Below are 24,381 nucleotides of genomic sequence, written 5' to 3' on the forward strand. Positions count from 1 at the left end.
ATGTGCTTCATCCTTTTCTTTAAAATCGAAGACAAAGATAACTTAATGTACCAAGCTCGTAACTACGGTGAATGACTTCACCGCTATTTTCACTACTTCCCATAGCGATAAATAAAGGAACAAAATGTTCTGCTCTTGGTACTGCTAATTGTGCATGAGGAGCATTTTTCTCCCAATTAAACAATGAATCTTTATCGTTATTCTGCATATGTTTAATAATCCAATCATCAAATTCAATTGCCCATTTTTCAGGTGTAGTTTGATTCCATTTCAGTGCTCGTAAATTATGAACGGTAACGCCACTCCCGATTACTAAAATATCTTCTTGTCCGAGTCCTTTAAGTGCTTCTCCAATTTCAAATTGTTCTTTTGCAGAAAGGAATGGATTGACTGATATTTGCACGACAGGAATATTTGCTTCTGGATACATGCGGTGCAGGAGTGTCCATGAACCATGATCTAAACCTCTCGTCATATTATGATGGACTGAAATACCTTTGTTCTTAAATTTTGTTTCTAAAATAGATGCAATATGAGAAGAGCCTTTCGCACGATATTTGATTTCGTATAACTCAGGGGGAAAACCTCCAAAATCATAAATTGTTTCATACTCGTTATCTGATGAGGAAATCGTTAATACTTCACTTTCCCAGTGAGCAGTGAAAATAACAATTGCTTTCGGTTTATATGTTTCTCCAAGTATTTTTAAAAATCGTGTATAGTCTGTATCTTGAATAGCGAGCATAGGCGAACCATGTGCTAAAAATAATGATGGCATCATAATAGTAGAAACCTCCTAAAAATTATATAATTACTTTATGTAAGTAACTATATAATTTTATTTTGAATTCGTCAAGAGATTAGTTTAAAAGCAAGTCTGAAAAATACATCATTTGTCATAATGAAAGCAATTACATATAATATAAAATAAGAAAAGTGAATGGATATTCATTTTCTTAAAGCTATACATAATAGAGTTGGGGGCTGACGAAATGAATGTACAGGAAAGTTTCGTTACGGCATTGGATGGATCGGAAATTTATTTGCGTAAATGGTTACCAGAAGGAGATCCGAGAGGAATTATTCAAATTGCACATGGCATGACAGAGCATGCAGGGGTGTATACAGAATTTGTAGATGCTTTATTGGAAGCAGGGTATGGTGTTTATGCGCATGATCATAAAGGACATGGGAAAACAGTAAAAAAAGAAGAAGATTATGGTCATTTTGAACCAAATATAGGGTGGAATCAAGTTGTATCGGATGTTATCTTTGTTTCAGAAAGGATAAAAGAAGAGCAGTCAAGTCCTTTGTTTTTACTTGGACATAGTATGGGTTCTTTTTTATCAAGACGTGCTGTACAACTTAGGGGTGAACTATACGATGGATTTCTGATTTCAGGAACAGGTGGAAATCCAGGGCTTTTAGGAGCTATTGGTCATAAAGTAGCAACAATCGAAATGAAATTGCGCGGGGCAAAAACGAAAAGTCCAATGTTAAACTTTTTATCTTTTGGAAACTTCAATTCGAACTTTAAGCCAAATCGTACAAAATTTGATTGGTTATCTTCAGATAATAATCAAGTTGATAAATATATTGCGGATCCGTTATGTGGTTTCATTTGTACGACGAGTTTTTACCGAGAATTATTTTCTGGAGTATTAGAAGTAAATAAACTAGAAGAATACAAGAAGACGCCAAAGAATCTTCCAATACATATATTCTCTGGTGATCGTGATCCTGTTGGCGATATGGGGAAAGGTGTAAAAGAAGTATATGAAAACTATAAAAAATGTGGTGTGAAAGACGTGACACTACGTTTATATGAAAATGGTAGACATGAAATGTTTCATGAAGTAAATAAGGATGAAGTATTTAAAGATTTAATTTCGTGGTTAGATGCGCATAATAAATGAGAAAGATAATCCCAAACTGTTTGTAATTTGGGATTATTTATTATACAGAAATAGGGGCAATAAATTCTTAAATTCACTTTACTTAATAAAAAATAAATCTTATTCTATAGTCGTTCAAAAAATAAAGAAATATTGTATGAGAGGAAACCTCACTTTTCTGAAGTGAGGTTTTTTGTAGTAACGAAGTAATAGTGAATAAAACTAATTTTAAAAGTAACCTAAAATCAAACTTTTTATAAAGCAACAGATGCTCGTTCATAATAGTAGTATAATAGTGAATGAGGTGTTAATAGAATGGAAGATAGAACATTAGGTTTATTACTAGATGTTGTTGGGGAATTATTTTCAGATGAAATTTCAATTGCTGTTTCGAATACGAAAGAATATATTTACTATCGGCCAAGTAAACGAATTGATTTAAAGATTAGTGTCGGGGATCCTATAAAGGAAGGAACGATTGCTCATAAAGCGATGGTGATGAATCAAAAAACATCTGAGTTTATGAATCGGGATGTTTTTGGTATTCCTTATCATGGAATGGCTGTACCATTTTCAAACAATGGAAAGCTTGAAGGGTGCGTAACGGCAATTTATCCAGCTTTAACGGATGGAAAGTCAGTCGTTACTTTAAAAACAACAGACGGCTGGATTCCGGTTCCTTTTTCAAAGGTTATGTATTTAGAGGCTAAAGATAAAAAGACGTACGTGAATTCAGAAGAGTTATCAGGAACACATAAATACTCTCTGCAAGAATTCGAATACTTGCTTCCGAAAGATTCATTTATTAGATGTCACCGTTCGTTTATTGTAAATGTTAATCATATTAAAGCGATTTATCCTGATACCCATTCTACTTTTGTACTTTCGATGGATAATGGTGAGAGAGTACCAGTTAGTCAATCATACGCTAGTTATTTCCGTAAGCTTCTAGGATTCTAAATTTTTCTGCTTTAGAACCTAGATTTGCTGTTCTGTCTGAATTTTCGGCATTGTATACTAAAATCCCTATTTTGATAGTGTTAATGTGTAAAATAATTATGAATATTCAATGAGAGAGGGATTACATATGGAGAATAATTTAGATAGAATCAGAGATCAACGTCTAAAAGATCGGGTAGTTACACCTGAAGAAGCAGCCTCCTGGATTCAAAGTGGAATGACTTTAGGCTTAAGTGGGTTTACACGTGCAGGTGATGTAAAAGCAGTCCCATTTGCGCTTGTAAACCGAGTTAAGAATGATGAATCTTTTAAAGTAAATGTTTATACTGGGGCTTCTTTAGGCTCGGATGTAGACAAATTATTTGCTGAGGCAGGAATTTTAGGGAAAAGATTACCTTTCCAAGCTGACGCGACTATGCGAAAAGGAATTAATAACGGAGACTTTTTATTTGTGGATCAACACTTGTCTCATACAGCAGAGTTACTCCGCGCTGACGTTCTGGATATAGATTTCGCTATTTTGGAAGCGGTTGCGATTACAGAGGACGGAATGATTATTCCAACCACTTCAATTGGAAATTCCTTAGCGTTTTCCTTAAATGCTAAGTCTATTATTATTGAAATGAATATGGCTCAATCCGCGCAATTAGAGGGGCTACATGATCTATATGAACCAGGTAAACAAGGGGAGAGGCTTCCAATTCCGCTTGTGAAAACAGATGACCGAATTGGAACAATCGGTATTCCAATTGATCCTGAAAAAGTAAAGGGAATTGTGTTTACGAATCAATTGGATTCGCCATCGACAATTGTTCCTCCGGATGAAGAAACTGTTATTATGGCACAGCATTTAATAGAATTCCTTCGAGAAGAAGTTAAAGTAGGCCGATTAACAAATCGTTTAGCGCCGTTACAATCAGGAATTGGTTCAGTGGCTAACGCCGTATTGCATGGAATGTTAGATTCAGAATTTGAAGATTTAGAAGTATATTCCGAGGTTTTACAAGATGCAGTTTTTGATCTTATGGATGCTGGAAAAGTCAATTTTGCTTCTTGTTGTTCTATCACGCTTTCTGAAGAGAAAATGCAACAAGTATTTTCTAACTTTGAAAAATATCGTGACAAATTAATGATGCGTCCGCAAGAGATTTCCAATCATCCTGAAATCATTCGTCGCCTTGGATTAATCTCAATTAATACTGCATTAGAATTAGATATATACGGAAATGTTAACTCTACTCACGTTTTAGGTACAAAAATGATGAATGGTATTGGTGGGTCTGGTGATTTTGCAAGAAATGCACGCTTAGCTATCTTTGTTACTAAATCGATTGCGAAAGGTGGTAACATTTCAAGTATTGTTCCTTTCGTTTCTCATGTAGACCATACTGAACATGATGTAGATGTTATCGTCACTGAACAGGGGTATGCCGACTTAAGGGGACTTGCGCCAAGAGAAAGAGTGGAACTTATTATTGAGAATTGCGCACATCCAATGTATCGTGATCAACTACGTGCTTATTACGAAGAAGCAAAAACAAGAGGTGGACAAACTCCTCATATTTTAGAAAAAGCTTTTTCTTGGCATACGAATTATGCTAAAAATGGAACAATGCTTGAAGCGGTAGTAGAAACTGTATAGGTTTGTATCGTACAAAATAGTAAAATGAATGAGTGAGTTTGAAGATTAAATTTTAGAAAAAGAGAACGCCAACTTTTAGGGATGGCGTTCTTTTTCTTTAAAAAAATTGTTGAAAATTGTACTGGTTATAATAAAGATTTATAAAAATAATCTCTAATTTATGAAAATAAAAGGTTTTTTGAAGTGCTTTCCGAATCAATTTAATAGTTTACATATCGAAGGTGAGGAAAAAGAATCATGAAGATAAGAGAAGCGTTATTAAGTGAAGCAAATGAATTAAGTGAACTCGCACTACAATCAAAAGCAACGTGGGATTATAGTGAAGAATTCATACTTGCTTGTAAGGAAGATTTAACAATTACAGAAGAATACATAAAAAATAATTTTGTATATGTTTTAGAAAACGATAATGCGAAGATTGGTTTTTTCTCATTTTTACGTAATGATAAAGCTCTCGATTTCTTGTACATTCATCCTGATTACAAAGGAAAAGGTTACGGGAAAATACTTTGGGAGTATGTAATAGAAAAAGCCAATGAACTAGGATTAAAAAGTTTTACGATTGATAGTGATCCGAATGCAAAAGGATATTACTTGAAAATGGGAGCACAGTTAATAGGAGAGACACCATCAACTGTCTTTAAGGGTCGTGTACTGCCTCTTTTGAAATATGATGTGTAAAACTATTAATAGTAGGGGAAGATTAGAATGGATGATGTAAAGGAAAAAAGAATATATGAAGCACTAATAAAATCGTGGTCGATTGAAACAAGTTCAAAGTGGATAATTGAAAACCCAGCAAAGGGACAATGTGGTGTTACAGCTCTTGTCGTTCAAGACATATATGGAGGAGAAATTAAAAAGACAAAAGTAAGAGAGGTATGGCACTTTTATAACTTTATAGATGGACAGAGATTTGATTTTACAGAGACTCAATTCAATGGGAAATTGAATTATATGGATGAAAAGTCAAATCGGGAAGAAGCATTTGCAGATACAAATGAAAAACAATATAGCATTTTGAAGGGAAAAATAACGAAAGAATTAAAATTATCTTTTGACTCTTAATCTTTAATAAGTTACTATAATGGTGGTAACTTATTAAAGGGAACTTCATAGAGTTGAAAGGGGAAATACTTTTGAAAACAACTTATGTAAACGCTACAATTGTAACGATGAATGAACAAAACGAAGTGATAGAAAATGGATATATCATTGTAGAAAATGATCAAATTATAGATGTAAAGAGCGGAGAATTCGCTAATGATTTTGAAGTAGATGAAGTAATTGACATGAAAGGAAAGTGGGTTTTACCAGGGCTTGTAAATACACATACACACGTTGTAATGAGTCTCCTAAGAGGTATTGGCGATGATATGTTATTACAGCCGTGGCTTGAGACGAGAATTTGGCCACTGGAAAGTCAATTTACTCCCCAAATTGCGGTCGCTAGTACGGAATTAGGATTACTTGAGATGGTGAAAAGTGGTACAACATCATTCTCTGACATGTTTAATCCAATTGGAGTAGATCAAGACGCAATTATGGAAACGGTATCAAGGAGCGGGATGCGAGCTGCTGTTTCAAGGACTTTATTTAGCTTCGGAACGAAAGACGATGAAAAGAAAGCGATTGAAGAAGCTGAGAAATATGTGAAGCGTTACTATAACGAAAGTGGCATGTTAACTACGATGGTTGCACCACATAGTCCATATACATGTAGTACAGAATTGTTAGAAGAGTGCGCACGGATTGCAGTAGAGAATCAAACAATGGTTCATATCCACCTTTCTGAAACAGAGCGTGAAGTACGTGATATTGAAGCACAGTACGGAAAACGTCCAGTAGAATATGCAGCGAGCTGCGGATTGTTTAAACGCCCAACAGTTATTGCACACGGTGTAGTATTAAATGATGATGAGCGTGCATTTTTAGCAGAACATGATGTTCGAGTAGCACATAACCCAAATAGTAATTTAAAACTAGGTTCTGGTATAGCGAATGTAAAAGCGATGCTAGAAGCAGGAATAAAAGTAGGAATTGCAACAGATAGTGTTGCATCTAACAATAATTTAGACATGTTTGAAGAAATGCGCATAGCGACTTTATTACAAAAAGGTATTCACCAAGATGCAACAGCATTACCAGTTGAAACAGCTCTTACACTTGCGACTAAAGGGGCTGCTGAAGTAATCGGGATGAAACAAACAGGGTCACTAGAAGCTGGTAAGTGTGCTGATTTTATTACGATTGACCCGTCTAATAAGCCGCATTTACAACCAGCGGATGAAGTGTTATCACACCTTGTATATGCTGCTAGTGGAAAAGATATAAGCGATGTAATTATTAACGGAAAACGTGTCGTTTGGAATGGCGAATGTAAAACGTTAGATGAAGAGCGTATTATATTTGAAGCAAGTCGTTATAAACGAGGTCTGCAAAGATAGATAATTATGTGGCAGTTGAAAAAGCTATCCTTTTAAAAGGATAGCTTTTTTCTTGAACGAATAAATATTCAAAAGAATGTCGCATCTTTCTGTTAGTATTTCTGCTATAATATATTACGCTTTATAATATTTTATATTTAAGGAGAACAACTCATGAAGCGAAAAAAGAGCCATTTAATGGTAATGGCACTTGTTACATCTTTATTATTAACAGCTTGTAATAATAAAGCGGATAAAAGTGACATAGAGGTTAAAAAACAAGTGTTAAATGTAACAGTATCAGAAGAAATTCCTTCTCTGGACACTGTGAAAACAACAGATGGTACATCAGCACACATTATGCAGAATATATTTGAAGGGTTATATGTATTAAACGATCAAGATCAGCCTACTCCAGCCATAGCAAAATCGTTTAAAAGAAGTGAAGATGGTAAGAAATATACATTTGACTTGCGTAAAGATGCAAAATGGTCAAATGGGGATAATGTAACAGCAAATGATTTTATATTTGCTTGGAAACGTGCAATTAACCCTGAAACAGCCTCTCAATATGCGTCCATGCTCTTTTATGTAAAAAATGCGAAAGAGATCAATAAGGGAACAATGCCTCTTGATGCACTTGGGGTTAAAGCGATAAATAATTATACGTTAGAAGTTGAACTCGAACAGCCAGTTCCGTATTTTTTACAGTTGTTAGCACTACCTATATACTTACCACAGCATGAATCATTTTTGAAAGAACAAGGAAACAATTATGCATTGGAACCTAGTAATCTCATATATAACGGTCCATTTGTATTAGAAAAATGGAAGCATGAACAAGAGTTTCAATTAAAGAAAAATACTACATATTGGGATCGAAAGAAAGTGAAATTAGATGAAATAAACTTTCATATCCTAAAGGATACAATGACAGCTGTAAATTTATATGAAGCCGGAGATTTGGATCGAGTACCTATTAATTCGCAAGTTGTAGACAAGTATAAAGGGAATAAGGAATTACATATGTCGAGTGATCCTGGAATTGCTATGCTTCGTTTTAATGAAAAAAATAACGCGTTAGCAAATAAAAAGGTGCGTCAATCTATTTCATTAGCGTTAAATAAAGATGATTTCGTTGCTCACTTTATTAATAACGGAGCAAAACCTGCAAGTGGACTTGTACCAGTTGGTCATGTAAATGAAGTGACTGGTAAAGATTTTAGAAAAGAAAATGGAGATATTTCCTCATATGATTTGCAAAATGCGAAAAAACTTTGGGAAGAAGCGAAAAAAGAGCTTGGGGTAGAACAAGTAAACCTAGGGTTCTTAACGTTCGAACAAGATAACGCAATACGTATGGCAGAATATATAAAAGGTGATTTAGAGAAGAATTTGCAAGGACTCGCGATACAAATTAAACAACAGCCATTTAAGCAAAAATTACAGTTAGAACAAATAGGTGATTACGATATAACTATGGCAAATTGGGGACCTGACTATAAAGACCCAATTAGTTATTTAGAGTTATTTACGACAGGGAATCCGAATAATAAAATGAATTATTCTAATGTTCGTTACGATGAATTAATAAAGAAAGCGAAAACGGATTTTGTACTAGATACGGAAAAACGATGGGAAGCGTTGCGAGAAGCCGAGCAGGTATTATTAGAAGATGCTGCGGTGGCGCCGCTTTATCATATTGGCTCAGCATATGTACAAAAGGATTATGTAAAAGGAATTGAAAAGCATCAATTTGGTGGTATTTATACTTATAAGAATGCTTATATTGCTAATGAATAAATACAAAAAACCTTACTTTTTAAAAGTAAGGTTTTTTACACATAAATTCTATTAAACTGATTTTAATAAAGCGTAAAAATTCGTATCATATGGGATATCATCTTGATACATATAATTTTTTAGAACGCCTTCTTTTTCAAAACCTAATTTTAATAGTACTTTATTGGAAGCTTCATTTTCAAGAAATACAATTGCTCCAATCCGCTTTAAATGAATCGTATGGAAACCGTATGATATAACCTCAGAAACAGCTTCAGTCGCATATCCTTTTCCCCAGTGTTCAGGCAAAAAGGCATAACTTATATTGGCTCGTTTATGCTCAGAAGACCAATCGTGAAAACCAATGGTACCGATGAGTTCTTTCTTGTCTTTTAATTCGATTCCCCATTTTATACCGCTTCTTGCATTGTAACTCAACTTAAAGTTATGAATGATTTGTTTCACTTGATCAACATCTTGTAACGGTTTTTGGCCATAATAGCGCAGTACATTAGTATTAGAAAAGCATTGTAGTATACGCGGTGCATCTTCTTCGGTAAGTTCTCTTAAAATAAGTCTTTCAGTTTTTAATAAAGGAAACATATTTTCGCTCCTTTTCACATGAAAATAGAATGTATTTGTTATTATATAATTTAATCTGAAAATAAAGATTATTCAAGGTGTAAGGGTAGATTTGATTTATGATAAACTTAGATGTGGAATATATTTCAAAAAAGAGGTTTGGAAATGGAAAAAAATTCGATATTAATTGTAGATGACGATAAAGATATTATTCAATTTATTAATGTGAATTTAAAACAAGAAGGTTTTAAAGTTTTTAGTGCTCATAACGGAGAAGAGGCTTTAGAAATAATAAATAATAACAGTATTCAACTTGCTATTTTGGATATTATGATGCCTCAAATGGATGGTATAGAACTTTGTAGAAGGATTAGAGAGAAACATAGTTTACCAATTATGTTTTTAAGCGCGAAATCATCGGATGTAGATAAGGTAATTGGATTTAGTACTGGGGCAGATGATTATATTGTGAAGCCGTTCAGTACAATTGAATTTATAGCAAGAGTGAAAGCTCAATTAAGAAGGTATACATATTTCAATCAAAATGCTCCCCAAGTAATGGAAAAGAAAATAAATATTAGAGGTTTAGAAATAGATGAAGTGTCGAGAACAGTAATGTTATATGGAGAGAGAATCAATCTTACGAAAACTGAATATGATATTTTACACTTAATGGCAGCTGCAAGGAATCGTGTGTTCACAATTGAAGAAATATATGAGAGCGTTTGGAACGAAAGAGCCTATGAAAGTAATAATACAGTAATGGTTCATATTGCAAGATTGAGAAATAAAATTGAAGAGAATCCAAAAGAACCGAAGTTTATACAAAATGTTTGGGGAGTCGGATATAAAATTGAAGATTAAATCATTACAAGGCATTAGAGCTAAGTTTTTTATCGCATTCATATGTAGCATCTTGTTAGCGACTGTAAGTATAATAGTGTTTCAAATTTTGGTTGGAAATATATATAGTCAGGTTAATGTTTTAGAGGAAAAATATTCATTTTTATATTTTATAGTTTTTTTGATTTTTACTACAACATACTTTGCATTAATGACAAAAACACTGATGAAAAGGTTGTCTCAAATTAACAAAAACGTGAAGGAAATAAGTGACGGTAATTTTGAAATACATATACCTATTTTGAAAAATGACGAGATTGGTGAACTAGCGGCAAATGTTAATAGAATGGCGAAAAGTTTAAAAGAGTCTATCGAGAATGAAAAAAAATCACAGGAAATGAAAAATGAAATGATTAGTAATATTTCTCATGACTTACGAACGCCAGTAACATCTTTAATCGGTTATGCGGACCTGTTAGGAAATAAACTTCATTCGAATGGAGAAGAATGTGAACAGTATGTAAGTATATTAAAGCGAAAAAGTTATGAATTAAAAAATCAAGTAGATGATTTATTAGAATACTGTCAAATAAATTATAGAGAGATTGAATTACATAAAGATGAAGTAGATATGAAAGCATTAATTGAACAAATCATGATTGACTTTGTACCACAATTAGATGATGCCAATATGAGCTTTTATATTAAAAGTGATGAAGTGCTACATGTAGAAGTTGATGTGACACTTATAGTGAGACTATTTGAAAATGTAATAGGTAATAGTATTATGTACGGGAGAGATGGAAAGGGAATTGCAATTGAAATTTTCAATAAAACAATGAATGTTGAAGTAGAAATTAAAAATTTTGGACAATGCATTCCGAAAGAGGACCTTCCTTACATTTTTGAGAAGTTTTATCGTAGTGAAAAATCACGTAGTTCTCATACGGGCGGTAAAGGAATAGGACTTGCAATTTCAAAAAGTATAGCCGAGCTCCATCAAGGGGATATCACTGTACGTAGTAATGATAAAGAAACAGTTTTTACTGTGAAATTACCGCAGTATAAAAAAGTAAGAAAGTCGTAAGTATTTCTTTTATATGTCGTAATTTTTACTTTGTATCATTGAGAAAAAGGATATGAGAGTAGGGATGCGACATGTGGAAGAAATTTTTATTAGTAATTATAGTTTCTTTTTTAATTATAAGTTGGATCTTAGTTTATGTAGCTAATGGTGTTACATCAGTCTTTGTTTGGTGGAGTATACAGGCTTTTAGTGTAATTTCCGTTTTTCTCTTAATAGGATCAATAATAATATTTTTTTGGAAAGGCATTTTTAGAAAGCGGATAGATAGAACGCTATTTTTAATCATTCTGTTTTCTATAATTGGAGCTTGGCCTTTCGGTTGGTTTGCTAATATAGGTAGAATTGCTTACCCAGCAGATATACAATCTATGAGTCCTAAAGTAGTAGTTCGTTTTCCTTTGAAGGAACGAGCATTAATCGGTTGGGGTGGTGATCGGTTAGAAACGAACTATCACGTTATAAAACCAAATGAAAGGTGGGCATATGATATTCTCATTCCACCTGCTGAAGTGAAAAGTAGTAAGTTAGAGGATTACGGAATATATGGAGCAAAAGTAATGGCGCCAGCTTCTGGGACGGTTGTATCAATTAATAATAATGAACAAGATTTAGTTCCGGGATCGGATAATTTTCAGTCAATGGCTGGTAATCATATTTATTTACGACTAGATGAAACGGGCACATTTTTGTTCCTTGGTCATTTAAAGAAAGGCTCAATTAAAGTAAAAGAAGGGCAACGTGTAAATGAAGGGGATATTCTTGCGCAAGTTGGTAACTCAGGAAGTTCAAGTGAGCCGCATTTACATATTCATCATCAAAGGCAAGATCCGTCCAAAGTAAGTATGTTTTTTGCGGAAGGATTGCCACTTTACTTTCGAACTGAAAATGGTGTGATGATGCCGGAAAGAGGGGCATACATAAGTGGTAACTAGAAGAAAATCATTTCATCCAAAAAGGGTATTCCAAATTAAAATTGGAATACCCTTTTTCATTACCCTACAAATGTTTGATACAGTAAGAAGATATTTAAAACGATAACGAGAGCAGCAATTATCCATGCGATAAATGTTGTTATGCGGTGGTTAACGAGTGCACCCATAATCTTTTTATTACTTGTAAACATAATAAGTGGCACTAATGCAAATGCAATACCGAATGATAAGACGACTTGGCTCATGACTAGAGCGTATGTTGGATTTACACCTAAAGCGATAATTACTAGTGGTGGAATCATTGTAATAAATCGGCGTAAATATAACGGAATATGCATGCGAATGAAACCTTGCATAATAATATCACCCGACATTGTACCGACAGAAGAGCTAGATAGTCCTGCTGATAAAAGTCCAATCCCAAATAATGCAGCCGATACAGGACCTACTAAATTGGTAAATTGAGTGTAAGCAACATCTAAATCTTCAACGTGCAAGCCATTTTTAAAAAATAGTGCAGCTGCTACAATTAACATACTTGCATTAATTGCTCCAGCAATAACCATTGCAATAATAATATCGATAAATTCGAAACGAAAAATCTTTTTCTTTTGTTCGTCAGTTGTTCCGACCACACGGCGTTGTGTTAATGCAGAATGCAAGTATATTGCATGCGGCATAACTGTCGCACCTAAAATCCCTGCTGCAAGTAATATACTGTCTACACCTTGGAATTTTGGAATAAATAGTCCTGAAAGAAGGGGACTAAATTCTGGTTTTGCATAAAAAACTTGAATCCCAAAAGCAATTACTACAATGAAAATCATTCCTGTAATAATAGCTTCTAGTGGACGAAATCCTCTACGTTGAAATTCAAGGATAATAAAGGATCCGGCTGCTGTAATTAAAGCGGCAGGTAGCATGGGGATTCCAAATAGTAAGTAAAGCCCCAATGCAGCTCCAATAAATTCCGCTAAATCTGTAGCCATAATAACTAGTTCACCTTGTATCCATAAGCCGATAGACACAGGCTTTGGAAAGTTTTCACGAGCTATTTCGGGTAAATTGTTTCCTGTAGCAATTCCTAATTTAGCCGATAAAGTTTGGATTAATACAGCCATTAAGTTAGAAGCGAGTATAACCCATAATAGTAAATATCCATATTGTGAACCAGCTGCGATATTTGTAGCAAAGTTGCCAGGATCAATATAAGCAACGGACGCGATAAAAGCGGGCCCTAAAAATGGTAACAGTCTTTTCCAGCCTTTTGTTTCTCCACTTAAAGCTAAGTGAGCTGATTGTACGGTTGTACTTTCAGAAGGGAGATGTTCATCTTTTGTTATATCTTTATTCATAGTAGTTTTCCCCTTTAAAATGTTAACTTGATGAAATTATTGTATTTATTCTTACTCATTATTTCAATACATTTAAATATGTTATATGATAATTTCATTTGAACACGAAAGTTTCCTTAATGCAAATTATATGCCTTTATGCAATGGATGGTGTGATAACGTAAAATAAATTGGGAGTTTATGGTGTGATGACGTGGGGAAACATAATAAATTAAAGGGTCAATTTTGAAATTTATGTGAACATAAAGCCGATAATCCAGCATATTAATTGATGGAATTGCATTTGTATGATATATAATATATTGGGATTACAACATAACCATAGTGTTTTGATGTGTAATCTTGTTTTTTATTTTTGTTAACTGATAGAAAATAGTATAAAGAAAAGAAAATGGGATTCATTTTCTTATTATATATGTTTTGATATGAACGTTAACTTATACATGATTTTAAAAATTAGATAGGTGGTAGAAATACATTGGCAACTACAAAACCATACAGAGTATTACTATATTACATGTACACAACAATTGAAAACCCAGAAGAATTCGCGGCAGAGCATTTAGAATTTTGTAATTCACTTGAATTAAAAGGAAGAATTCTTGTAGCGAAAGAAGGTATTAACGGAACTTGTTCTGGAACTGTAGAACAAACAGAGAAATACATGGAAGCAATGAACAATGATCCACGTTTTGACGGTATCGTATTTAAAATAGATGAAGCTGATGGTCATGCATTCAAGAAAATGCACGTGCGTCCTCGTCCAGAGTTAGTTACACTTCGTCTAGAAGATGACATTAACCCACACGAAATAACTGGCAAGTATTTAGAACCAAAAGATTTTTATGAAGCAATGAAACAAGAAGATACAGTTATCATTGATGCACGAAATGATTATGAGTTTGATTTAGGTCACTTCAAAGGTGCGATTAAACCTGATATCGAATCATTCCGTGAATTACCAGATTGGATTCGTGAAAATAAAGAAGTACTTGAAGGTAAAAAGATTTTAACTTATTGTACAGGCGGAATTCGTTGTGAGAAGTTTTCTGGTTGGTTAGTTCGTGAAGGCTATGAAGATGTAAGTCAGCTTCACGGCGGAATTGTAACGTACGGAAAAGACCCAGAGGTACAAGGTGAGCTTTGGGATGGACAATGTTACGTGTTCGATGAGCGTATTGCTGTACCAGTAAACCAAAAAGAACATGTTATCGTTGGTAAAGACCACTTTACAGGTGAACCTTGTGAGCGCTATGTAAACTGTTCAAATCCAGAATGTAATAAGAAAATTTTATGTTCTGAAGAAAACGAAGCGAAATATTTACGTGCATGTTCTCATGAATGTCGTGTAAGTCCACGTAACCGCTACGTAATACAACATGAATTAACGGAAGAGCAAGTAGCTGCTGCATTAGAGCAAATCGAAGCAGGGAAGTAAACTGAATTCGTATAATAAAAGGGGTACTCCAAGTTTAATTTTGGAGCACCCTTTTTTTATTATCCGGTCCTGTTATTTGTCGGTAAGTCGATATATTAAAAAAATCGCTGATATATTTCGAGTTGCGCCGATATAATGGGAAAATCGCTGATAAAAATTCACTTACTGCAGCGGGCCAAGAATTTGAAAATAATCTTCTTTAATTTTTATCTTCTTTCTCTTTAACGGCAGAAAGTACAGTTTGTTTTACCCAAGCTTTTCTTCGTTTATGTTGTAGACCCCATTGGTATAAACTTTGGGCTCCTAAAATAAGTGAAATGACAATGCCGCTAATCGCAATTAATAGAGCGAAAAATTCAAGAGGTGACGATATTTTGTTTGAATCGGTGTTTCTTAAAAGGTCAATCATAGTAAACCCTAACATTTGGCCCACTACAGAGTAGAGCGTTAAAATTAATAATAAAAGGCTATCTTTTTTAGAGGCGACATTTTCTTGATATTTAAACAAACTATCAAGATTTTGTTTCGCGTTCGAGTATAGAACCTCAATATTAAAAAGTTTTCTTAAGCGGAAGAAAATATCTTCACTCTGTGATTGGGATACTAATTCTAAAGAAAAATAATTAGCAGTGAACGAATTGATCGAATAAATTAATTTCTCTATTTCATTAGTATCTTGTTCAATATTTAGCTCAGCATAGGCGTTCGCCATTTTTAATAAAACAATTTTATGGAATAGGTTTAATAATAAAGCGTAATAAAATTCCCCATACATTTGACTAGCAAGTTTAGCGATTTCGCGTTCTCCTTCATTTGTTACACATGTAAAAATATGTTCTTCCATTATGAAATAACGATTTGGAGCCCATCTCTGGTAAGCGTGTTTTTTTAAATATTCATGAATGTAAGGAAGGTTATTTGCACTCACATATGGCTTACCATCACTTGTTAATCCGGAAAGACTAGAAGTACGATAAACATCCACTTCATTAAGTTCCATACCTTCTTTTAGTGACAATAAAGTTTGGACGTACATTCTTTGGTCTTCGAAGAAAGGGAAGGTTTGAAAGTATGAACTTCTTAATCTCTTCTTTTCAAAGAAATCAGTTACACCATGAAATAAATAACCAAAAATGAATTTTTCAACTTGGGAATACTTTTTTCCGTTACATTCAATACAAATAGTCTCATTTGTATCATTTTTAGTTTCAAGTACACGGAAGCGAGCAGCGAATTCGATTGCTTCAGATAAAGTCATGTTTGGAGCAGTGTTTACTTCTGTTCGAATTGTTAAGAAGCCAAGTTCATAAGGACAAAGTGTTACATCAATAGAGTGTATCTTGAATGGGATTGAAATAAGGTTTGTTGTTAAATGTCCAGTTAAGTTAAGGTCCTTTGAATAACGTTGCAAGCCCTTTTGATGCTCTGAGTGAGGAAAGAGAATTTTATTTGTAAATGAAAGATAGTATGCTTCCATATTTTGATGTGAAACTTTAAACTCCCCATAATATGTATTTTCATCATCGAGATGATCGAGCCGAAAAGGACGAAAATCGTTTTTTTGTAAGAAAGGGAACATCTCTTGTTCATATCCAGCTTTAAACGAAAACGGGAATATAAATTGAAATATAGCTGTTGCTACACCTTTTTCCTCAATTGATTGTATTGCCTCCATCTACATTGTGTCCTTTCCATATATGCTATAGAAACAACATGCCCAAATTTATTTGAAAATAACCACTCTTTTATACTCAATTGAGAGTGAAAATTCAGCTTATTTAGCAGAGGACATGTATAATGTTATGTATACTAAAAGTTATAAAATTTTATTTTGAAAAGGGGGATGCTGTATGCGGATTTTAGTATTAGGCGCTGGTGGAGTCGGAGGATTTTTTGGTGGCAGATTAGTCGAAAAGGGAGAAGATGTTACATTTCTTGTTCGTAGTAAACGGAAAAAACAATTAGAGGAAAGAGGACTTGTAATCCGAAGTGTTAACGGGGATTTTTCCTTTCAACCGAAATTAATAACGAAAGAAGAGAGAACTTCTCCATTTGATGTCATTTTATTTTCAACAAAAGCGTATCACTTAAACGAGGCAATTCAAGATTTGAAGCCGTTTGTTGGCGAAAATACTGTAATCATTCCATTGTTAAATGGTATCGCTCATTTATCGCTATTACAAAAAGAATTCGGCGAAGAAAAAGTAATTGGCGGTTTATGCTTTATCGAGACGACGTTAAACGATCAAGGAGAAATTGTACAAACCAGCGCTGCCAACAGACTTGTGTTTGGAGAAATTAAGTCTCAAAATTCAGAGAGAGTAAAGCATATTTCTAAAGCATTTTCAGGTACGAAATCTAGTTTTGTTTTAAGTGAAAATATTACGCAAGATATGTGGCATAAATATTTATTTATTACTGTAATGTCAGGTGTGACAACGTTAATGCGTGCACCAATTGGACCAATCCGTGAAAGTGAAGGCGGCCGTGATTTTATCCGTAATGTGTTTGAGGAATCTGTACAAATCATGAGAGTATTAGGAGCTCCAGTAAAGGCTAATATTGCCCAGGAACATATGAAAACGATTGATAAAATTTCGTATGATATGAAGTCATCAATGCAACGTGATATGGAAAAGGGTTCGTTTATTGAAGGGAAGCACTTGCAAGGATATTTACTGGATGTAGCAGAGCAATTTTCTATAGCGGCACCATTATTAGGCACTATATATCAAAATTTAAAGGTGTATGAAGAGATGACCTTTAACAGATCTGTAATAGAATTAGATGTATGAAAAAATAAAAAAGATAGCAATATATAAGTGTATTGCTATCTTTTTTATTTTTTGTATGACAAATTATTTATTTCTTTTCGTTCTATCTGTCAAATTTATTTCCTGTTCACGTTTACCATATAACTGATTAATTTCATTTGCTACTGCATCTAAATATGAATCGGAAAAAATAGGCTTCTTTTCTTTAGACATATGGGTCTCCTTTGCGGATTTTTTAGTATTCATTATGTATATTTCTCAGTGGATTATGCGCAATCATTTTAATTTTTTTCTTATTAAAAATTTTTGTTTACTTTTTGAAAATAAAGGAGTATTATAATCCACAGTTTCAATTTTCTAAATCGCTGAAACCGCATGGTACGGGGGACCCGTTTTTACGGATTAGTACATAATCCGATGGGGTGAATCCTTGAAAAAGGTAGGGCTACTCATAGGCCCGAATCCGACAGCTAACCTCGTAAGCGTTATATTGAGAAGGAAGGTGGAGCTTGTGCGACAAAAAAAATAATGTCTACAAGTCTATTTCGCTATGGCTTGTAGACATTTTTTGTTTTCTGAGGAAATCGTTTACTGGCTGTAACAAGCAGTAAAGTTCGTACAAAATTATTGGAGAGTGGACAGCATTGGTTTCATCTATTAAAAGATTTTTAATTGGAAGACCGTTAAAATCAACGGAGCTTGGAGAACAGAAGCTTAATAAAACGAAAGCTTTAGCTATTTTATCTTCTGACGCATTGTCATCAGTTGCTTACGGTCCAGAGCAAATTTTAATTGCTTTAGCAGGTGTTGGAGCGATCGCTTATTGGTATTCCATTCCGATCGCTGTTGGGGTATTAGTATTATTGACAGCCCTTATTTTATCTTATCGTCAAATTATTTTTGCTTATCCGCATGGCGGGGGAGCGTATGTTGTATCAAAAGAAAATTTAGGGATGACTCCAGGCTTAATTGCTGGAGGATCTTTATTAGTTGACTATATTTTAACTGTTGCGGTAAGTGTGTCCGCTGGTACAGATGCAATTACGTCTGCGTTTCCTAGCTTACATGCACACAACGTAATTATTGCGGTTATATTTGTTATATTAATTACGATATTAAATTTAAGGGGAGTAACGGAATCAGCTTCCGTTTTAGCATATCCTGTTTATTTATTCGTTTTAGCACTATTTATATTAATTGGTGTGGGCATATATAATATTTTAACTGGTCATGTTTCACCCACTTTACATGCGCCGATTGGTACACCAGTTGCAGGGATTAGTTTATTTTTATTACTAAGAGCATTTGCATCAGGTAGTTCTGCTTTAACAGGTGTTGAAGCAATTTCAAATGCAATTCCGAACTTTAAAGATCCTGCGCCAAACAATGCTGCAAAAACATTGCTTGCAATGGGTGCATTACTTGCTGTGTTATTTTCAGGAATTGTATTTTTAGCTTATTATTACGGAGTGACTCCGAGTAAAGAAGTAACAGTTGTTTCTCAAATTGCTGAACAAACATTTGGACGTAATTTCATGTACTATTTCATACAAGGTACAACAGCTTTAATATTAATTCTCGCTGCTAATACAGGTTATTCTGCATTTCCTTTATTAGCGGTTAACCTTGCAAAAGATAAATTCATACCGAGAATGTTTACGATTAGAGGAGACCGTCTAGGTTACTCAAACGGTATTATTATACTTGGAGTTGCTTCGATTATTTTAATTGTAGCTTTCCAAGGACAAACAGAACATTTAATTCCGTTATATGCAGTAGGTGTATTTATTCCATTTACACTTTCTCAAACAGGGATGGTATTAAAATGGCTTCGCGAAAAGCCTGAAGGATGGGCTTTAAGATTAACGGTTAATTTAATTGGTGCAGTTATTAGTTTTATCGTAATGAGCATGTTCTTTTTAACTAAATTTGCACAAGTTTGGTCGATTCTTATTTTCTTACCAGTTATTATCTTCTTATTCCATCGAATTAAGAAGCATTATGATGCAGTGGGTGATCAATTAAGTTTAAAAACTTGCGAACCTCTTATTCCAATTGAGGGGAATGTAATTGTCGTTCCTGTAGCAGGTATGACCCATGTAGTAGAAAATTCATTGAACTATGCGAAATCTCTTTCGGCAGATCAAGTTATCGCAGTATATGTTGCTTTTGACAGAGAAGAGGAAAAGAAATTTGAAGAGAAATGGAAGAAGTGGCAACCTGAAGTAAGGCTTGTTACATTACATTCTCATTATAGAAGTATTATTCAGCCGCTAACGAAGTTTATCGATACAGTGCAATATAAGGCGAGTGAATCGAATTACCGTGTTACGGTCGTTATACCACAGTTTATTCCGAAAAAAGGTTGGCATAACATTCTTCATAATCAATCCAGTTTACTCATACGTGCGTATTTACTTTATAAAAGAAATGTTGTTATTACGACAGTTCCATATCATTTGAAAAAATAAGAAGATTTTTAAGGATAGCTTTGTGAAAATGAAGCTATCCTTTTTGTGTATATGCTATGCATAATTGCATATGGGCTTAAAAATTATACTGATATAATTTAATTGGTTATTTGAAAGTAGTGTTTTCTGTTGTGATATGTAGATATTTCAATCGATAAAGCGAATCGGATTATATTTTGAAATAAGGACATGAAAGCTTGAAAATAAAGGGAATGAAAATACTTCTTTACGATATATAAACAGCTGTGTTTAAATGACCTTACAGTACAAAACTTATATGAAAACAAAACGGAATTTCATATTTACTTACGTTATTAAGTTTAAAATGAATAATATTTTTATGTAATATATTCACTGTATCGATGTGGAAAATGAGGGTCGATAGAAAATTTATGCAATGTTATTCATACTAAGCACATATGAAAAGTTTTATAACAATAAGTAAGTACTGTAGCAATAACAGTTGGGAGAGATGGTTCGTACGTCAATCACGGTGAGTACGTCCTCTATTTTAACTATCTTAAATTATATGCAAGAAAATAGAATAATAAAATGCGATAGTAATAGTTGCTAATACATAGGAGGAGTTAAAGTGAAAAAAACTTTAATTACAGGGTTATTGGTTACAGCAGTATCTACGAGTTGCTTCATTCCTGTAAGCGCTTACGCTAAGGAGGGGCAAACGGAAGTGAAAACAGTATATGCGCAAAATGTAATTGCTCCAAATACATTATCCAATTCAATTAGAATGTTAGGATCACAATCACCGCTTATTCAAGCATACGGATTAATTATTTTGCAACAGCCAGACATTAAGGTAAATGCGATGAGTAGCTTAACGAATCATCAAAAGTTTGCAAAGGCGAATGTACGAGAGTGGATTGATGAATATAATCCGAAGCTAATTGACTTAAATCAAGAGATGATGAGATACAGCACTAGATTCAATAGCTATTATAGTAAGCTCTATGAACTAGCAGGAAACGTAAATGAAGATCAGCAAGCAAAATCAGATTTTATGAGTGCATATGGAAAATTACAATTGCAAGTACAGAGCATCCAAGAGAGTATGGAGCAAGATTTATTAGAGTTAAATCGATTTAAAACAGTATTAGATAAAGATAGTAACAACTTATCAATTAAAGCCGATGAAGCAATAAAAACACTGCAAGGATCAAGCGGAGATATTGTGAAATTAAGAGAAGATATTAAAAGGATTCAAGGGGAAATTCAAGCTGAACTAACTACTATTTTGAATAGACCTCAAGAAATCATTAAAGGTTCTATTAATATCGGTAAACAAGTATTTACAATCACAAATCAAACTGCACAAACGAAAACAATCGATTTTGTTTCTATCGGTACTTTAAGTAATGAAATTGTAAATGCCGCAGATAGTCAAACGAGGGAAGCAGCTCTTCGCATTCAACAAAAGCAAAAAGAGTTATTGCCACTTATTCAAAAGTTATCACAAACTGAAGCAGAAGCGACTCAAATTACATTCGTTGAAGATCAAGTAAATAGCTTTACAGAATTAATTGATCGTCAAATTACAACTTTAGAAACGTTATTAACGGATTGGAAAGTTTTAAATAATAATATGATCCAAATTCAAACAAATGTTGAAGAAGGCACGTATACAGACAGTAGTTTACTTCAAAAACATTTCAATCAAATTAAAAAAGTAAGTGATGAAATGAATAAGCAAACAAATCAATTTGAAGATTACGTTACAAACGTTGAAGTACATTAAACAGAAAAATAATTAGCGATATAGGGAGAGAAGAAAAATGACAAAAAAACCTTATAAAGTAATGGCTCTATCAGCACTGATGGCAGTATTTGCAGCAGGAAATATTATGCCGGCTCATACGTATGCAGCTGAAAGTACAGTGAAACAAGCTCCAGTTCATGCGGTAGCAAAAGCTTATAATGACTATGAAGAATATTCATTAGGACCAGAAGGCTTGAAAGATGCAATGGAAAGAACAGGTTCAAATGCTTTAGTAATGGATCTGTATGCTTTAACAATTATTAAACAAGGTAATGTTAACTTTGGAAATGTATCGACTGTTGATGCAGCTTTAAAAGGAAAAGTGATTCAGCACCAAGATACAGCTAGAGGAAATGCGAAGCAATGGTTAGATGTATTAAAGCCACAGCTTATTTCAACGAATCAAAACATCATTAACTACAATACGAAATTCCAAAACTATTATGATACTTTAGTTGCTGCGGTAGATGCAAAAGATAAAGCGACTCTTACGAAAGGCCTAACTAGATTATCAAGTAGTATTAATGAAAATAAAGCACAAGTGGATCAGTTAGTAGAAGACTTAAAGAAATTCCGAAATAAAATGACGTCGGATACGCAAAATTTCAAGGGTGATGCAAATCAAATTACATCTATATTAGCTAGTCAAGATGCAGGGATTCCCCTTCTGCAAAATCAAATTACAACGTACAATGAAGCAATTAGTAAATATAATGCAATTATTATCGGTTCATCTGTTGCGACAGCTCTAGGACCAATTGCAATTATTGGTGGTGCAGTAGTTATTGCTACGGGCGCAGGAACACCGCTAGGAGTCGCATTAATTGCAGGTGGTGCAGCAGCTGTAGGCGGTGGTACAGCTGGTATCGTATTAGCGAAGAAAGAACTTGACAATGCACAAGCTGAAATTCAAAAAATAACTGGACAAATTACAACTGCTCAATTAGAAGTAGCTGGGTTAACGAACATTAAAACACAAACTGAGTATTTAACAAATACGATTGATACTGCAATTACAGCGTTGCAAAACATTTCAAACCAATGGTATACAATGGGATCAAAATACAATTCTTTACTTCAAAATGTGGATTCAATTAGTCCAAACGATCTTGTTTTCATTAAAGAAGATTTAAACATTGCGAAAGATAGCTGGAAAAACATTAAAGACTATGCAGAAAAGATTTATGCTGAAGATATTAAAGTAGTAGATACGAAAAAAGCATAATCGAATACGAATTGTTAGGGCGTTAAGTGTTGATGAATGATTTGAAGCTCCTGTTCAGTTGTGAGCAGGAGCTTTTGATATCCTTATAAAGAGAATAGGTGAAAAATATGCAGAAACGATTTTATAAAAAATGTCTTTTAGCGGTAATGATTGCTGGGGTGGCAACGAGTAACGCATTTCCTTTACATCCTTTTGCAGCAGAACAAAATGTAACGGTGCTACAAGAAAATGTGAAAAACTATTCTCTTGGACCAGCAGGATTCCAAGATGTAATGGCACAAACGACATCAAGCATATTTGCAATGGATTCATATGCAAAATTAATTCAAAATCAACAAGAGACGGATTTAAGTAAAATAAGTTCGATTAATAGTGAATTTAAAGGGAATATGATTCAGCATCAAAGAGATGCAAAAATTAATGCAGCATATTGGTTAAATAATATGAAGCCTCAAATTATGAAAACAGATCAAAATATTATAAATTACAATAATACTTTTCAATCGTATTATAATGACATGTTAATAGCGATTGATCAAAAGGATAGCGGGAAATTAAAAGCGGATTTAGAAAAGTTGTATGCGGATATTGTAAAGAATCAAAATGAGGTAGATGGATTATTAGGAAATTTGAAAGCTTTTCGCGATAGAATGGCGAAAGATACAAATAGTTTCAAAGAGGATACAAATCAGTTAACATCGATATTGGCAAGTACGAATGCTGGTATTCCAGCTCTAGAGCAACAAATAAATACATATAACGATTCGATTAAAAAGAGTAATGATATGGTCATTGCTGGTGGCGTACTTTGCGTAGCTCTAATAACATGTCTTGCTGGCGGGCCGATGATTGCGGTTGCGAAAAAAGATATCGCAAATGCAGAAAGAGAAATCGCCAATTTAAAAGATAGAATTTCAGGAGCACAAGCAGAAGTCGTAATTTTGACTGATGTAAAAAATAAAACAACAAACATGACAGAAACAATTGATGCAGCAATTACAGCACTACAAAACATATCAAATCAATGGTATACAGTAGGTGCAAAATATAATAATTTACTACAAAACGTAAAAGGAATTAGTCCGGAAGAGTTTACGTTTATAAAAGAAGATTTACATACAGCGAAAGATAGCTGGAAAGATGTAAAGGATTATACAGAAAAATTACATGAAGGTGTGGCAAAGTAAACAGTGGA

Annotated in this window: 21 protein-coding genes and 1 riboswitch; of the genes, 16 read left to right on the forward strand and 5 right to left on the reverse strand. The window is 33.8% G+C overall.

What is annotated here, in order from left to right:
- Positions 1-19: 19 nt before the first annotated feature.
- Entirely contained in the window at positions 20-781 is a 762-nt protein-coding gene (locus NST90_RS09040) for a class III extradiol ring-cleavage dioxygenase (protein ID WP_046392611.1), read from the reverse strand.
- 211 nt (positions 782-992) lie between these two features.
- Between NST90_RS09040 and NST90_RS09045 the strand changes: the two genes are divergently transcribed.
- From NST90_RS09045 to NST90_RS09075, 7 genes are all read left to right on the forward strand, one after another.
- Positions 993-1,916 carry an alpha/beta hydrolase gene (locus tag NST90_RS09045; protein ID WP_001102583.1) on the forward strand — a complete coding sequence of 308 codons (924 nt, stop codon included), beginning with the start codon at positions 993-995 and terminating at the stop codon, positions 1,914-1,916.
- Positions 1,917-2,210: 294 nt separating this feature from the next.
- Complete coding sequence (locus NST90_RS09050; RefSeq protein ID WP_000390211.1) at positions 2,211-2,855, forward strand: LytTR family DNA-binding domain-containing protein; 645 nt, start codon at positions 2,211-2,213, stop codon at positions 2,853-2,855.
- A gap of 127 nt (positions 2,856-2,982) precedes the next feature.
- Positions 2,983-4,497 carry an acetyl-CoA hydrolase/transferase family protein gene (locus NST90_RS09055; protein ID WP_000429811.1) on the forward strand — a complete coding sequence of 505 codons (1,515 nt, stop codon included), beginning with the start codon at positions 2,983-2,985 and terminating at the stop codon, positions 4,495-4,497.
- A 237-nt stretch (positions 4,498-4,734) separates the two neighbouring features.
- On the forward strand, positions 4,735-5,178 hold the full coding sequence (locus NST90_RS09060; RefSeq protein ID WP_000701909.1) for a GNAT family N-acetyltransferase: 444 nt from the start codon (positions 4,735-4,737) through the stop codon (positions 5,176-5,178).
- Between the two features lie 27 nt (positions 5,179-5,205).
- Entirely contained in the window at positions 5,206-5,565 is a 360-nt protein-coding gene (locus NST90_RS09065) for a hypothetical protein (RefSeq protein ID WP_000342902.1), read from the forward strand.
- Between the two features lie 53 nt (positions 5,566-5,618).
- On the forward strand, positions 5,619-6,944 hold the full coding sequence (locus tag NST90_RS09070) for a bifunctional S-methyl-5'-thioadenosine deaminase/S-adenosylhomocysteine deaminase (protein ID WP_002023818.1): 1,326 nt from the start codon (positions 5,619-5,621) through the stop codon (positions 6,942-6,944).
- A gap of 153 nt (positions 6,945-7,097) precedes the next feature.
- Entirely contained in the window at positions 7,098-8,726 is a 1,629-nt protein-coding gene (locus NST90_RS09075; RefSeq protein WP_000823500.1) for a peptide ABC transporter substrate-binding protein, read from the forward strand.
- Positions 8,727-8,777: 51 nt separating this feature from the next.
- On the opposite strand, the gene NST90_RS09080 is transcribed toward NST90_RS09075, so the two are convergent.
- Positions 8,778-9,308, reverse strand: a complete 531-nt coding sequence (locus NST90_RS09080; RefSeq protein WP_000484225.1) for a GNAT family N-acetyltransferase — start codon at positions 9,306-9,308, stop codon at positions 8,778-8,780.
- Between the two features lie 144 nt (positions 9,309-9,452).
- Between NST90_RS09080 and NST90_RS09085 the strand changes: the two genes are divergently transcribed.
- From NST90_RS09085 to NST90_RS09095, 3 genes are all read left to right on the forward strand, one after another.
- Positions 9,453-10,151, forward strand: a complete 699-nt coding sequence (locus tag NST90_RS09085; RefSeq protein ID WP_000414517.1) for a response regulator transcription factor — start codon at positions 9,453-9,455, stop codon at positions 10,149-10,151.
- A complete protein-coding gene (locus tag NST90_RS09090) occupies positions 10,117-11,217 on the forward strand; it encodes a HAMP domain-containing sensor histidine kinase (protein ID WP_164876547.1) in 1,101 nt (366 codons plus the stop codon). The genes NST90_RS09085 and NST90_RS09090 overlap by 35 nt, the downstream gene beginning before the upstream one ends.
- 71 nt (positions 11,218-11,288) lie before the next feature.
- Positions 11,289-12,149, forward strand: a complete 861-nt coding sequence (locus NST90_RS09095; protein ID WP_000265538.1) for a M23 family metallopeptidase — start codon at positions 11,289-11,291, stop codon at positions 12,147-12,149.
- Positions 12,150-12,208: 59 nt separating this feature from the next.
- On the opposite strand, the gene NST90_RS09100 is transcribed toward NST90_RS09095, so the two are convergent.
- Positions 12,209-13,504, reverse strand: coding sequence for an Nramp family divalent metal transporter (locus tag NST90_RS09100; protein ID WP_046392612.1), 1,296 nt, complete (start codon positions 13,502-13,504; stop codon positions 12,209-12,211).
- A 478-nt stretch (positions 13,505-13,982) separates the two neighbouring features.
- Here NST90_RS09100 and NST90_RS09105 point away from each other — a divergent pair, with 478 nt between their 5' ends.
- On the forward strand, positions 13,983-14,942 hold the full coding sequence (locus NST90_RS09105) for a rhodanese-related sulfurtransferase (RefSeq protein ID WP_000246231.1): 960 nt from the start codon (positions 13,983-13,985) through the stop codon (positions 14,940-14,942).
- A 199-nt stretch (positions 14,943-15,141) separates the two neighbouring features.
- Here the strand turns inward: NST90_RS09105 and NST90_RS09110 are convergent, their stop codons facing one another.
- Entirely contained in the window at positions 15,142-16,617 is a 1,476-nt protein-coding gene (locus tag NST90_RS09110; protein ID WP_046392613.1) for a hypothetical protein, read from the reverse strand.
- 175 nt (positions 16,618-16,792) lie between these two features.
- Here NST90_RS09110 and panE point away from each other — a divergent pair, with 175 nt between their 5' ends.
- Entirely contained in the window at positions 16,793-17,737 is a 945-nt protein-coding gene (gene panE, locus NST90_RS09115) for a 2-dehydropantoate 2-reductase (protein ID WP_046392614.1), read from the forward strand.
- 63 nt (positions 17,738-17,800) lie between these two features.
- Here the strand turns inward: panE and NST90_RS09120 are convergent, their stop codons facing one another.
- Positions 17,801-17,929, reverse strand: a complete 129-nt coding sequence (locus NST90_RS09120) for a hypothetical protein (protein WP_000031873.1) — start codon at positions 17,927-17,929, stop codon at positions 17,801-17,803.
- Between the two features lie 140 nt (positions 17,930-18,069).
- A riboswitch (cyclic di-AMP (ydaO/yuaA leader) is annotated at positions 18,070-18,216 on the forward strand.
- A gap of 144 nt (positions 18,217-18,360) precedes the next feature.
- Between NST90_RS09120 and NST90_RS09125 the strand changes: the two genes are divergently transcribed.
- From NST90_RS09125 to nheC, 4 genes are all read left to right on the forward strand, one after another.
- Entirely contained in the window at positions 18,361-20,187 is a 1,827-nt protein-coding gene (locus tag NST90_RS09125) for an APC family permease (RefSeq protein WP_046392615.1), read from the forward strand.
- Positions 20,188-20,779: 592 nt separating this feature from the next.
- Positions 20,780-21,940, forward strand: coding sequence for a non-hemolytic enterotoxin NHE subunit A (gene nheA / locus NST90_RS09130; RefSeq protein WP_025710132.1), 1,161 nt, complete (start codon positions 20,780-20,782; stop codon positions 21,938-21,940).
- 37 nt (positions 21,941-21,977) lie between these two features.
- Positions 21,978-23,186 carry a non-hemolytic enterotoxin NHE subunit B gene (nheB, locus tag NST90_RS09135; protein ID WP_000162975.1) on the forward strand — a complete coding sequence of 403 codons (1,209 nt, stop codon included), beginning with the start codon at positions 21,978-21,980 and terminating at the stop codon, positions 23,184-23,186.
- Positions 23,187-23,293: 107 nt separating this feature from the next.
- The gene (gene nheC, locus NST90_RS09140) at positions 23,294-24,373 is read left to right on the forward strand and encodes a non-hemolytic enterotoxin NHE subunit C (protein ID WP_001171992.1); all 1,080 of its coding nucleotides are present in this window, start codon (positions 23,294-23,296) and stop codon (positions 24,371-24,373) included.
- The last annotated feature ends 8 nt before the right edge of the window (positions 24,374-24,381 follow it).

Origin of the sequence: Bacillus sp. FSL E2-8900 (genome assembly GCF_037966225.1) — a bacterium.
Taxonomy (GTDB): Bacteria; Bacillota; Bacilli; order Bacillales; family Bacillaceae_G; genus Bacillus_A; species Bacillus_A cereus.

Coding starts and splice junctions, on each gene's coding strand:
- NST90_RS09040 (WP_046392611.1), bottom strand. CDS start 781: ATGATGCCATCATTATTTTTAGCACATGGTTCGCCTATGCTCGCTATT.
- NST90_RS09045 (WP_001102583.1), top strand. CDS start 993: ATGAATGTACAGGAAAGTTTCGTTACGGCATTGGATGGATCGGAAATT.
- NST90_RS09050 (WP_000390211.1), top strand. CDS start 2,211: ATGGAAGATAGAACATTAGGTTTATTACTAGATGTTGTTGGGGAATTA.
- NST90_RS09055 (WP_000429811.1), top strand. CDS start 2,983: ATGGAGAATAATTTAGATAGAATCAGAGATCAACGTCTAAAAGATCGG.
- NST90_RS09060 (WP_000701909.1), top strand. CDS start 4,735: ATGAAGATAAGAGAAGCGTTATTAAGTGAAGCAAATGAATTAAGTGAA.
- NST90_RS09065 (WP_000342902.1), top strand. CDS start 5,206: ATGGATGATGTAAAGGAAAAAAGAATATATGAAGCACTAATAAAATCG.
- NST90_RS09075 (WP_000823500.1), top strand. CDS start 7,098: ATGAAGCGAAAAAAGAGCCATTTAATGGTAATGGCACTTGTTACATCT.
- NST90_RS09080 (WP_000484225.1), bottom strand. CDS start 9,308: ATGTTTCCTTTATTAAAAACTGAAAGACTTATTTTAAGAGAACTTACC.
- NST90_RS09085 (WP_000414517.1), top strand. CDS start 9,453: ATGGAAAAAAATTCGATATTAATTGTAGATGACGATAAAGATATTATT.
- NST90_RS09090 (WP_164876547.1), top strand. CDS start 10,117: ATGTTTGGGGAGTCGGATATAAAATTGAAGATTAAATCATTACAAGGC.
- NST90_RS09095 (WP_000265538.1), top strand. CDS start 11,289: ATGTGGAAGAAATTTTTATTAGTAATTATAGTTTCTTTTTTAATTATA.
- NST90_RS09100 (WP_046392612.1), bottom strand. CDS start 13,504: ATGAATAAAGATATAACAAAAGATGAACATCTCCCTTCTGAAAGTACA.
- NST90_RS09110 (WP_046392613.1), bottom strand. CDS start 16,617: ATGGAGGCAATACAATCAATTGAGGAAAAAGGTGTAGCAACAGCTATA.
- panE (WP_046392614.1), top strand. CDS start 16,793: ATGCGGATTTTAGTATTAGGCGCTGGTGGAGTCGGAGGATTTTTTGGT.
- NST90_RS09120 (WP_000031873.1), bottom strand. CDS start 17,929: ATGTCTAAAGAAAAGAAGCCTATTTTTTCCGATTCATATTTAGATGCA.
- nheB (WP_000162975.1), top strand. CDS start 21,978: ATGACAAAAAAACCTTATAAAGTAATGGCTCTATCAGCACTGATGGCA.
- nheC (WP_001171992.1), top strand. CDS start 23,294: ATGCAGAAACGATTTTATAAAAAATGTCTTTTAGCGGTAATGATTGCT.